We start from the raw sequence: 10,790 nt of genomic DNA, 5'->3' as shown, positions 1-10,790 counted from the left end.
GTGGCCCCCCGGGGGGGGCCTTTTTTTGTTACCCCCCCCAAGGTGGGGGCTTGTGGCCCTGGGTGGCAACCCGGGCCCCCCCCCCCCCCCGGCGGGGTTTGGGGGGGGGGGGGGGGGGGGGGGGGGGTGGTGGTGGGCTCCGCCCACCACCCATTCCACAGACAAAGCGCTCGGACTCTCGCGGCTTGAGCCCCGGGGCCGGGCGGGCCGCCCGGAGGGTGGACGTATCGGCGCGGCAGAGCGGCGTTTGGTTGACTTGCGGGCATGAGCGACGGGAAGAGCGTGTTCGTCAAGATCTGCGGGCTGAAGACCCCCCACGACGTGGACGTGGCGGTGGAGGCCGGGGCGGATGCCGTCGGGTTCGTGTTCGCCCCGGGCAGTCCCCGGACCGTCGACGCCGCGCCGGCGCGGGAGCTGGCCGCCCGGGTGCCGGACGGGGTGCTGACCGTCGGGGTGTTCCGCGGGCAACCCGTCGAGGAGGTGCGCCGGCTCGCCGAGGAGAGCGGCGTGCGCGGCGTACAGCTGCACGGCGACGAACCCGCCGAGTACTACGCGCTCCTGCGTGCGCCGGGGCGTACGCTGCTGCGCGCCACCGCCGAGCACGTCGCGCGCTGCGGCGAGTACGGGGAGGACCTGCTCCTCATCGACGCCCCCGACCCCGGCTCCGGCAAGCCCTGGAACTGGGGGTCCGAGCAGTTCACGGCGCCCGAGGGGCGCTGGCTGCTGGCCGGCGGGCTGAACCCGGGCAACGTGCGGGAGGCCCTCGGGGCGACCGGCGCCTGGGGCGTGGACGTCTCCAGCGGGGTCGAGCGGGAGCGCGGGGTGAAGTCCCCGGAGCTCATCCGCGCCTTCATCGAGGCGGCGCGGGGCCCGTCGCGCGGGTGAACGAACAGGTGGTCGGCGGCCGTGAGCGGCTCGGCATGCCGCCCTCAAGCCGCGGAGCTAGCCTGTAACAGGACGTCGCTCCCGGGGGGCTGCGGAATCGGACCGGTGAACCGACCGGCCCGGGCAGGCGCATCGGGGCGGGCGAGGCCCTGCGCCCTCCTTCCCCACCCGTCACGCCCTGGCCCCCGGCCCCCGGCCCCGGCCTCCGGCCCTGACCTTTGGCTCCTTGCCCCTGCCCCGTGGCGCCCTCGTGCTACCGAGATGTCCGCTTCACCCGTCAAGGCTTTCCCGGCAAGGAGGGAACGCATGAACAGGCGTGCCCGTTATGCACTTCTCGCCCCGCTCCTGGTCACCGCGGTTGCCATGCCGTCCACGATGGCGGCTCAGGCCGCCCCCGCCCCCCAGGGGGCCTGCAAGCTCGTGGTGGCCCCTGGTACGAATCCCGTCGAGTACGACCTGGTGATGACCGGCTTCAGGGGTGGTCAGCTGCTCAGGGTCTCGGGCCCGGAGGAATTCCAGCGCAACGCCGATGGTGCGGGCTCCGTCACGGAAGAGGACGTCAAGAAGGGCGCCTACACCGTGAAGAGCGGCTGGGGCAAGAACGAGCGGACGACCGGCTGCATCAAGGATCCAAGACCGCCCGCGCCCGTCAAGGTCCGGATCACCGACGCGGATATCACGGGCGCGTCCACCACTCCCGCAGCGGTCGACTGCTCCAAGCCGCAGAGCGTCACGTTCCAGGGCAAGTTCACCGGTACGGGAACCGGCGAGGTCGACTACTTCTGGTCGGGCCAGGGCAAGCAGGCCGCGCCGTCCCTCAAGTTCAACGCCCCGGAGACCCCGACCGGTCCGTTCGTGGTCAAGTCCCCCACGCGTGCCGCGCCCACGGAGCCGGCCCCCAAGGTGGTCGTCAACCTCTCGGCGGACAACGTGGCCGACTCTTTGACGTTCACGCTCACGTGCGCGCCCGGGACCTGACCGGCCGTCACACCTCCCCGTCCGCACGCCCCCCGGCATCCCGGTACCGGGGGGGGGCGTGCGTAACGCCGGTCCGGCAAGGGGGATGCGCGGTGCGACGGCTCCGGAGCGCTGTCGTGCTACTACGCTCCGTAAGAACTGGGGTTGTTTCCGGGCGCCTTCCGGGCATATGTACCGCATGCTCCCGCAACCAGTCGCATGGCTGCGGCGCGTGGCGTCGCGCCGCCCCTCCTCCGTCTTCACCGCCGACTTCACCTCCACCACCCAATGGGTGGCCGGCCGCTCCTGGGCCTATCCCCACGGCGGCCCCGTCAACCCCGGTGACAACAAGCTCGACCACCTCACCGCCGACCCCGCCTACAGCCGTACCGGCACCTTCCGCGCGACCCTGCGCCCCGACGGGAACTGGGACGCCGGGCTGCTCACCACCGAGGGCAGCGACGAGGGCTTCGAGGTCCGCACCGGCGACGTGCTGGAGGCCCGCGTCCGGCTGCCGGAGGAGATGGGCGCCTGGCCCGCCATCTGGACCTGGCGGGACGGCGGCCAGGAGATCGACGTCTTCGAGTACCACCCCGACAACCCCGACCTGCTGGAACTGTCCAACCACGTCCGCGAGGCCCACCGCTACCTGCATGACCCGGCCGTCCGCCCCGGCGCGTGGGTCGACCTGAAGGTGGAGTTCGGCCGCTGGTCCGTCATCTGGTGGGTGAACGGTCGGCGCGTCTACTCCGACGGCCGGGGCGTCGGCCGCGGCTGGCACGCGTACCTGATCGTCAACCTGTCGGTCTGCGCCGGCCGTTACCACCCCGCCCCCCGGCCGGGCGTCACCGAGATGTCGTACGAGGTGTCCCAACTGCGCGTGCAGCGGGCGTAGTGCCGTACCCGCCCGGCCCCGGTCGTTAGGCTGCGGCCGGGGGGATCATGGACAACGGAACACCACTGCCGCGGCGGCTCTTCGGGCTGCTGTCGGTCTGCGCCGCCGCCGCGTTCGGTGCGGTGGCGCTGATGTACTTCGTGCTGTTCTGGAAGCTCACGTTCGTCGACATGCCCGGCAACGAGTGCGGCTCCCGCTCCTGCCCGCGCGGCATGGGCCGGTTGGTGCTGTTCACGCCGGCCCTCGCGGTCGCCGCGGCGGCGCTGTGGGCGTGCGTCCCGCGGGGGGCGCGGCGCCGGTCCTGGCTGGGTGTCCTGGTCGCCGGGGCCGTGGCGGCGGCCGCGCTGTGGCCCGGGTGGCGGGCGTACGAGTGGATGCGCGGCCCGCAGATGTACGTCTCCGGCTGGCAGATCGCCGACGGCTCGGGGAAGGCGAAGCCGGTGGGGGTGTGGGCGCTGCCGGATGCGGCGGGCGGGTTGCTCGTACGGGCCCGTGCGGACGGGCTCGTCGCCTTCGACGGCGAGGGGCGCAGGGGCTGGCGGCTCCCCGCCCCGGAGCGTGCTCCCCTCTGCGGGCTCAGCCGCGCCACCGCGTCCGCCGTCGGGCTCCTGGTTCACGAGGAGGGCGCCCGCGGCTGCGGCGCGCGGGTCACGGCCGTCGAGCTGACGGAGGGGCGCAGGCTCTGGACCCGGGAAGCGGCCGGGCAGCCGGCGGCGGTGGTCGGCGGTACCGCCGTCCTGGCGCAGCCGGACGCCGTGCTCGGCCTCGACCTGCGCGAGGGCGGGGAGCGCTGGCGGTCGCCCGTCGCCGCCGACTGCCGGGTCGGGGCCGTGGACGGGGCCGGGGAGCAGGCCGTGTACGTCGAGGAGTGCGGGGGCGGTGCGAGGGCGCGGGTCGTGGCCGTCGACGCCCGTACCGGAGCCCGCGCGTGGGAGTCCGCCCTGCCGACGGCGAGCCCGCTGTCCGAGCTGCGCGTGCTCTCCGCGGAGCCGCTCGCGGTCCGGGTCAAGGAGACCGTGGCGCTGGGTACGGACGCGGTGCTGCTCTTCGACGCCGGGGGCCGGATACGGGGCGAGGTGGCGGCCGCAGGCCTGGAAGGGGAGCCGCTGGTGACGGGCGGCCTGCTGGTGAGCGCGGTGCAGGCCGGGAAGAAGTCGGGGGTGGCCGCGTACTCCCTCACCGACGGCCGGCGCGCCTGGCACACGAGCTTCGGGAAGGAGCGGGTCCTCGGGCTGGCGGTCGCGCAGCAGCCGGGAGAGTTCGCCGTGGTCTCCACCGACCACTGGTGGACGTACCTCACACGGCTCGGCCGGGACGACGGCGGGCGCCGGGAGGAGGCGACGGTCCTGCGCGAGATGCCGCTGGGCAGCCGCTTCACGTTCCGGCCGGGTCCGCCCGGGGCCTACGTCTTCGTCAACCTGGACGCCGACGACGAACTGTTCCCGACCTTCGAGGTCAGGCCCGTGTGGGGCTGGTGACCCGGGCCGTCGGACGGCCCGGGCGGGCCGGGGGGCCGGTTGAAGGCCGCGCCCATGATCGCCACTCTGTGTGCCGGACCCCAACCCCCGCAGGAGAGAGGCGGCACGTCATGACGTTCACCCCGCAGGAGCGGATGCGGGCGGCCGAAGAGGCCGTACGACAGCTGAAGGACGCCCTCCACGGGGTGGGGGTGGTCTTTCCGTCCCTGGACGTCGAGCGGGTCTCGGCCGCCGGGTCGTACGGGCTGCCGCTCGTCGACCTGGGCCGCTGCAACATCGACACCGCGCTGCGGCTGGCCGCCGTGCTGCACGGGCGCGCGGGCAGCGGCTGATCAGGCCGGGACCGGTTCCTTCGCCTCGGCGGGTCCGGCCGGGCCGGGCGGGGCGGCGGCTCCCGCGTCGGTGTCCAGGTCGGCCAGCATCTGCTTCGTGAAGCCGAAGAACCACGTCGCGGCGAAGCCGACCAGGTAGCCGGTCAGCAGGCCGCCCGCGTACACGGCGACGGTCACGCCCAGGCCCGCCGTGCCGTCCAGCAGCGGGAACAGCGCCCAGCCCGACGGGCCGATGGCCGTCGAGCCGAACGCCACGCCCAGCTGGTTGCACAGCCCGACGAAGGCCCCGCCCGCCGCTCCGCCGGCGCAGGCGGTGACGAACGGGCGGCCCAGCGGCAGCGAGACCCCGTAGATCAGCGGCTCGCCCACCCCCAGGAGGCCCGCAGGGAGCGCCGACTTGATGGTGCTGCGGACCGAGCCGTTGCGGGGGAGGCGGCAGTACACGGCGAGGGCCGCGCCGACCTGGCCCGCGCCCGCCATGGCGAGGATCGGCAGCAGGACGGTGTGGCCGGACTGCTCGATGAGGGTGGTGTGGATGGGGATCAGCGCCTGGTGCAGCCCCAGCATCACCAGCGGCAGGAAGAGCCCGCCGAGGACCAGCCCGGCCACGGCCCCGCCGGCGGCCAGCAGCCAGTTCGCGAAGGCGCCGATCGCGGCGGCGGCCTCCCCGGCGAGGAACATCAGGCAGTAGAGGGTGACCAGCCCCGTGACGAGGACCGTGAGGGTCGGCGTCACCAGCACGTCCAGCGTCCCGGGCACCCGGCGCCGGCACCACCGCTCCACGCGCACGGCGAGCAGGGCCGCGGCCAGCGCACCGAGGACCCCGCCCTGGCCGGGGGAGAGGTGCTCGCCGAAGGCGTCGATCTTCGCCACCCCCGGGAAGACGATCACCGAGGCCACGGCCCCGCCGAGGACCGGGGTGCCGCCGAACTCCTTCGCGGTGTTGAAGCCGACGAAGACCGCGATCAGCGACATGAACCCGGACGCGATCGCCGCGAGGGCCGGGACCACGGCCGGGGCCCAGCCGAGGTTGGTGAGTAGGCCGTTCAGGCCCGCGATGACCCCGCAGCCGATCAGGGCGGGGATCAGCGGGACGAAGACGTTCGCGAGGCGGCGCAGGAAGAGCTTGAACGGGGTGGCGTTCCGCGCCTTCCGCGCCTCCTTCAGCGCGGCGCCCCGCTCGGCGAGGTCCCCGGCGGAAACGGCCTGATGGGGGGTCGTTCGTCCCTCCTCCACCAGAGCCTCGAACGCGGGCGTGACCCGGGCGACGGCCCCCGGCCCCAGCACGACCTGGTACGTGTCGTCCTCGACCACGCCCAGCACCCCGGGCACGGCCCGCAGGGCCGCGTCGTCGACGAGGGAGCGGTCGCGCAGGCCGATCCGCAGCCGGGTCATGCAGTGCGCGACGGATTCGATGTTGTCGGGGCCGCCGACCAGGGGGAGGATCGCGGCGGCGGTGGCGCGGTGCTCGTCAGGGGACATGTGCTCGCCTTGCGTGGGAGGGCGTCTACCGGGTCAGGGCTCGGGCGAGTGCGTCGCGCAGGTGGCCGTCCGCCGCGGCGAGCAGCCGGGCGGCCTCGGGCCCGTCGACCCCGCCGAGGACGACGAGGACGGCGTCCTTCACCTCGCCGCCCGTCGCGGCGAGCGCCGCCTCGATCTCCGCGTCGGGGGCGCCCGTGGCCAGCGCGACGATGCGGCGGGCGCGGGCGCGCAGCTTCTCGTTCGTGGCGCGCACGTCGACCATGAGGTTCCCGTACGTCTTGCCGAGGCGGATCATCGTGACCGTCGAGATCAGGTTCAGTACGAGCTTCTGGGCCGTGCCCGCCTTCAGCCGGGTCGATCCGGTGAGCAGCTCGGGCCCGACGACCACCTCGATGCCGTGCTCGGCGGCGGCGGCGAGGGCGGATCCGGCGTTGCAGGACAGCCCGACGGTGAGCGCGCCGCGGGTACGGGCGAACTCGACGGCGCCGACCGCGTACGGGGTGCGGCCGGAGGCGGAGACGCCGACGACGGTGTCGTCGCGGGTCAGGCGGAGGGCGGCCAGGTCCTCGGCGGCCAGCTCCCGCGAGTCCTCGGCGCCCTCGACGGCCCGCACCATGGCGCCGGGGCCGCCCGCGATCAGGCCGACGACCTGCGCCGGGTCGGTGTTGAAGGTGGGCGGGCACTCGCTGGCGTCCAGCACCCCGAGCCGCCCGGCGGTACCGGCGCCCGCGTAGACCAGCCGGCCCCCGCGGGCCATCCGCTCGGCGATCGCGTCGACGGCGGCGGCGATGGGCTCCAGCTGCGCGGCGACGGCGGCGGGGACGGTGGTGTCCTCGGCGTTCATGAGGCGGACGATGTCCAGCGTGGGGAGCCGGTCGATCTCGGCGAGCTCGGGGCGGAAGGCCTCGGTGGTCAGCGTGTCGAGCTGCGCGCGGAGGTCGGCGTACGCGGTGGTGCGGTTCTCGCTCACGGCTGGAACCTATTTTCCGGCGGGGCCGCGGGCAAGAAGGCACGCCCCACCGGGGGCGGTGCGCCGGGTCGGGGGTCGCGAATCTCCAAAAAACGTCGCAATCTGGGCAAAATATATGTAAAGAGGCTCTTCGTTTGGCGGCCGGTCCGGGTTCACAATGTCCCCATGGACCACGCGACCCCCCTGGAGCAGGCGCTGCATGTCGCCCGTGCGCTCGTTCTCGCCGATCTCGCCGCAGGTGAGGTCGCCGACGCCGATGTCGTATCCCTCGTCGAGGACTCGGTCACGCACCGCCGGTGGTGGGTGGAGCAGTGGCCGGAGGGGGTCGACTACCTCGCCGGACTCGTCGCGCAGGACGTGAAGGACGCCCTGCTGGAGAAGTACGGGCGCTGGCCGCTGTGCCCCGTCTGCGCGCACGGGGACCCGCACGCGCTGGACGTGGAACCGGAACTGGGGCCCGACCCGCACTGGGTGTGCTCCGAGGCCGGGGTGCGGGTGGCGGCCGTCGGCGGCCTCGGCCCGGTCTTCCACCCGGGCCGGTGAGCCGCCGGTGACGGTGTACATCGACCCGCCGGTCTGGCCGGGCCACGGCCGCCTGTGGTCGCACCTGGTCAGCGACGTCTCGTACGAGGAGCTGCACGCCTTCGCGGCGGACATCGGCTGCCCCCCGCGGGCCTTCGAACGGGACCACTACGACGTGCCCTCGTACCGCTACGCGGACGCGGTCGCGGCGGGCGCGGTGGAGATCGGCAGCAAGGAACTGGTCCGCCGCCTCACCGAGGCCGGTCTGCGACGGCCGAAACATCGCCCGCCCGTGGCCTGAACGCGGGGGCCGGTCCGGGGCGGGCGATGCCGTTCACCTGCTGACGGCGTCCGCCGGCACCTCGACCGGGCCCGATCCGGCGACGACGCGGGTTCCGTGCGGCGGCGTGCGCCGTTCCAGGCGGAGGGCGAGGGCGGTCAGGGCCAGGGCGGTGACGGTCATGGCCGCGCCCGCCCACGCCGGGGCGGAGAAGCCGAAGCCGGCGTCGATGACCGTGCCGCCCAGCCAGGGGCCGCCGGTGTTGCCCAGGTTGAACGCGGCGGTGGTGGTGGCTCCGGCGAGGGTGGGGGCGGCGCCGGCGACGTTGAACATCCGGGCGTTCAGTGCCGGCGCGGTGAAGAACGCCGAGACGCCGAGCAGGAACGACAGGGCGATCGCGGCGGCCGCGCTGGAGGCCAGCACGGTGAGGGCCCCGAGGAACACCGTCGAGGCGGTGATGCCCCAGAGCATCACCCCGAACAGGTGCGCGTCGGCGATGCGTCCGCCGACGGTGGTCCCGATCAGCGCGCCGACGCCGAACAGGCCCAGGATCCACGGCACCCACTTCGAGTCCAGCCCGGCCACGTCGGTGAGCAGCGGCGACAGGTAGCTGAAGGCGCAGAAGACGCCGCCCGCGGCCAGGGCCGTGACGCCGATGGACAGCCACACCTGGCGGTCGCGGTAGATGCCCAGCTCGCGGCGGAGGCGGGGCTTCTCGGCGGGCAGCGGGATCTTCGGGATCAGCGCCAGGATGCCGGCCAGGGCGACGGCGGAGGCGGCGCCGACCGACCAGAACGCGGAGCGCCAGCCGAAGTGCTCGCCGAGGAAGGCGCCGGCCGGGACGCCGAGGACGTTGGCGATGGACAGGCCGCCGATCATGACCGCCATGGCGCGGGCCCGCTGGTCCTTGTCGACCATGGCGATGGCGACGGCCGCGCCGACGGCCCAGAACCCGGCGCAGGCGAGGGCGGAGACCACGCGGGAGGCGAAGAGGAACGCGTACGAGGGGGCCAGCGCGCCCGCCACCTGGCCGAGGCCGAAGAGGCTGATGAGGGAGACGAGGGTGGTGCGGCGCGGCAGGCGCAGGGTGGCGACGGCCAGCAGCGGCGCTCCGACGACCATGCCGATCGCGAAGGCGGATATCAGCAGGCCGGCCTGCGGGATGGTGACGCCCATGTCGTCGGCGATGGGCGGCAGGAGGCCGGACAGCATGAATTCGCTGGTGCCGAGCGCGAAGACGGACAGGCCGAGGACGTAGACGGCCACGGGCATACGGGACTGTGGTCTTTCGGAGGCTGCGGGCATGTACTACCCGAACCGCCCCGAACCGGGACGCATTCCCGTGCGGTCTCCCGTATGTCAGGTCAGGGCGGCCAGCTCGGCCTCCAGGTTGCGGCGGGCCGGGGCCTCCCAGTGCGCGGTGCCGTACGGGGTGCGGAAGAGGCGGGGGAGGGCGAGCAGCTGTCGCAGCACGGCGGCCCGGCCGGTGCGGAAGGCCTCGTCGGGGACGAAGCCGTACTCGGCGCGGACCGCGGCGGCGTAGGCGGCGTACGCCTCCGGGGTGCCGGCGAGGACGCCGAGGTCGGCGTCGCAGAGGGCCTCGCCGTTGGTGTCGCCGGGGGCGGGGTCGTGGGTGACGGTGAGCCGCACCAGCCGGGCGGTCTCGGCGGTGCGGTCCGGGCCGACGCCCAGCTCGGGCAGGGCGCGCTCGGCGAGGGCGGCGCTGCGCTCCTCGTTCTCGGAGCGGTCGGGGCGGTAGACGGCGTCGTGGAACCAGGCGGCGAGCTCGACGGCGGTGGGGTCGGCGGCGTGCCCGGCGAGCGCGTCGATCCGGGCGAGGACGTCGGCCAGGTGGACGGTGGTGTGGTACCGGCGCTGCGGTTCGGCCCAGGCGGCGAGCAGGCGGTCGGCGTACGGGGCGGGGTCGCGGGTGGCGCCGGCGGCGGTGGCGGTCGCGTCCCAGCGGGCGCGCAGGGCGGCGGTGTCGGGCGTCGTCTCGGGCGTCGTCTCGGGCGTGTCCATGCGGACATTGTGGCGGTGACGTGATTCTGCTGGTGGAGCGCGGGGTGCGGCCCGTACCCTGGATATTGGACTAGACCTATTTCCGCGAGCTTTCCGAAGGATGGGATCACATGAGCAACCGTGCGCTCCTGGAGGTGATCGCCCTCGACGTGGAGGACGCGGTCGCCGCCCAGGCAGGTGGGGCGGACCGACTCGAACTGGTCACCGACATGGCCGCCGACGGGCTCACCCCGTCGCGCGAGACCTTCGCGGCGATCAGAGCGGCGGTCGACATCCCGCTGCGCGTGATGCTCCGCACGTCCGGAGGGTTCGCGGCGGGCGACGTCTCCTTGCTGGTGGAGGCGGCGCGGGGCCTGCGGGCGGAGGGCGCGGAGGAGTTCGTCCTCGGCTTCCTGCACCCGGACGGCAGCCCGGACCTCGACGCGGTCGAGGCGGTGACCGCGGAGCTGGACGGCTGCCGCTGGACCTTCCACCGCGCGATCGACCGCGCCGCGGACCGGGACGGCCTGCGCAAGGCCCTCGCGGAGCTGCCGGGGCTGGACACGTACCTGACCGCGGGCGCGGCCGGGGGCGTCGAGGACGGGCTCCCGGTGCTGCTGGCGGAAGCCGCGGCGGGCCGGCGCGGTGAGCCGGGGTACGGGCCGCGGATCCTCGTCGGCGGCGGCCTGGCGCTGTCCCACCTGCCGGCGCTGCGGGAGGCGGGCATCGACGGGTTCCACATCGGCGGCGCGGCGCGTCCCTCCGGGTGGGACCGGCCGGTCTCCGCGGCGGCGGTCGCGGAATGGCGCGCGGCCCTGGCCTAGCCGCTACCCCTGGCCGGGCGGTGGTGCGGCTCTGGCCGGGCTGTACGGGGCGTCGGGTGCGGGGCGGCGGTGCCGCTGCGCGGGGCGAGGTCCCCTACCCGCCCTTCGCCCGTTCCCTGGGGGCTCCGCCCCCAGACCCCCGCGCCTCAAACGCCGGCGAGGCT

At 74.5% G+C, this 10,790-nt stretch carries 12 protein-coding genes; 8 read left to right on the top strand and 4 right to left on the bottom strand.

Annotated elements, in window-relative coordinates:
• The first annotated feature begins 264 nt into the window (after nucleotides 1-264).
• The 5 genes from ACIPW5_RS39715 to ACIPW5_RS39695 all read left to right on the top strand — a co-directional run bounded on the left by ACIPW5_RS39715 (nucleotide 265) and on the right by ACIPW5_RS39695 (nucleotide 4,547).
• The gene (locus ACIPW5_RS39715) at nucleotides 265-885 is read left to right on the top strand and encodes a phosphoribosylanthranilate isomerase (protein ID WP_401256357.1); all 621 of its coding nucleotides are present in this window, start codon (nucleotides 265-267) and stop codon (nucleotides 883-885) included.
• 306 nt (nucleotides 886-1,191) lie between these two features.
• Nucleotides 1,192-1,863, top strand: a complete 672-nt coding sequence (locus ACIPW5_RS39710) for a hypothetical protein (RefSeq protein WP_401256354.1) — start codon at nucleotides 1,192-1,194, stop codon at nucleotides 1,861-1,863.
• Between the two features lie 178 nt (nucleotides 1,864-2,041).
• Nucleotides 2,042-2,737, top strand: a complete 696-nt coding sequence (locus ACIPW5_RS39705) for a beta-glucanase (RefSeq protein WP_401256352.1) — start codon at nucleotides 2,042-2,044, stop codon at nucleotides 2,735-2,737.
• 47 nt (nucleotides 2,738-2,784) lie between these two features.
• Entirely contained in the window at nucleotides 2,785-4,215 is a 1,431-nt protein-coding gene (locus tag ACIPW5_RS39700) for a PQQ-binding-like beta-propeller repeat protein (RefSeq protein ID WP_401256349.1), read from the top strand.
• A 110-nt stretch (nucleotides 4,216-4,325) separates the two neighbouring features.
• Entirely contained in the window at nucleotides 4,326-4,547 is a 222-nt protein-coding gene (locus ACIPW5_RS39695) for a hypothetical protein (RefSeq protein ID WP_401256346.1), read from the top strand.
• On the opposite strand, the gene ACIPW5_RS39690 is transcribed toward ACIPW5_RS39695, so the two are convergent.
• A complete protein-coding gene (locus ACIPW5_RS39690) occupies nucleotides 4,548-6,029 on the bottom strand; it encodes a PTS transporter subunit EIIC (protein ID WP_401256343.1) in 1,482 nt (493 codons plus the stop codon).
• A 25-nt stretch (nucleotides 6,030-6,054) separates the two neighbouring features.
• Nucleotides 6,055-6,999, bottom strand: coding sequence for an N-acetylmuramic acid 6-phosphate etherase (gene murQ, locus ACIPW5_RS39685; protein WP_401256340.1), 945 nt, complete (start codon nucleotides 6,997-6,999; stop codon nucleotides 6,055-6,057).
• 165 nt (nucleotides 7,000-7,164) lie between these two features.
• Between murQ and ACIPW5_RS39680 the strand changes: the two genes are divergently transcribed.
• The gene (locus ACIPW5_RS39680; RefSeq protein ID WP_125604175.1) at nucleotides 7,165-7,542 is read left to right on the top strand and encodes a hypothetical protein; all 378 of its coding nucleotides are present in this window, start codon (nucleotides 7,165-7,167) and stop codon (nucleotides 7,540-7,542) included.
• Between the two features lie 7 nt (nucleotides 7,543-7,549).
• Nucleotides 7,550-7,822, top strand: coding sequence for a DUF4031 domain-containing protein (locus ACIPW5_RS39675; RefSeq protein WP_401256336.1), 273 nt, complete (start codon nucleotides 7,550-7,552; stop codon nucleotides 7,820-7,822).
• A gap of 33 nt (nucleotides 7,823-7,855) precedes the next feature.
• Here the strand turns inward: ACIPW5_RS39675 and ACIPW5_RS39670 are convergent, their stop codons facing one another.
• Together ACIPW5_RS39670 and ACIPW5_RS39665 are read right to left on the bottom strand one after the other, a co-directional pair.
• Nucleotides 7,856-9,073, bottom strand: a complete 1,218-nt coding sequence (locus tag ACIPW5_RS39670; protein ID WP_401256333.1) for a Cmx/CmrA family chloramphenicol efflux MFS transporter — start codon at nucleotides 9,071-9,073, stop codon at nucleotides 7,856-7,858.
• Nucleotides 9,074-9,160: 87 nt separating this feature from the next.
• Nucleotides 9,161-9,823 (bottom strand): hypothetical protein, encoded by a 663-nt coding sequence (locus ACIPW5_RS39665; protein WP_401256330.1) that lies wholly within the window; start codon nucleotides 9,821-9,823, stop codon nucleotides 9,161-9,163.
• Between the two features lie 110 nt (nucleotides 9,824-9,933).
• Between ACIPW5_RS39665 and ACIPW5_RS39660 the strand changes: the two genes are divergently transcribed.
• Entirely contained in the window at nucleotides 9,934-10,626 is a 693-nt protein-coding gene (locus tag ACIPW5_RS39660; RefSeq protein WP_401256327.1) for a copper homeostasis protein CutC, read from the top strand.
• The last annotated feature ends 164 nt before the right edge of the window (nucleotides 10,627-10,790 follow it).

The organism is Streptomyces sp. NPDC090077 (assembly GCF_044747545.1).
Lineage (GTDB): Bacteria > Actinomycetota > Actinomycetes > Streptomycetales > Streptomycetaceae > Streptomyces.
The sequence above is the reverse complement of the archived record's forward strand: the minus strand, read 5'-3'. Positions and strand labels throughout refer to the sequence as shown.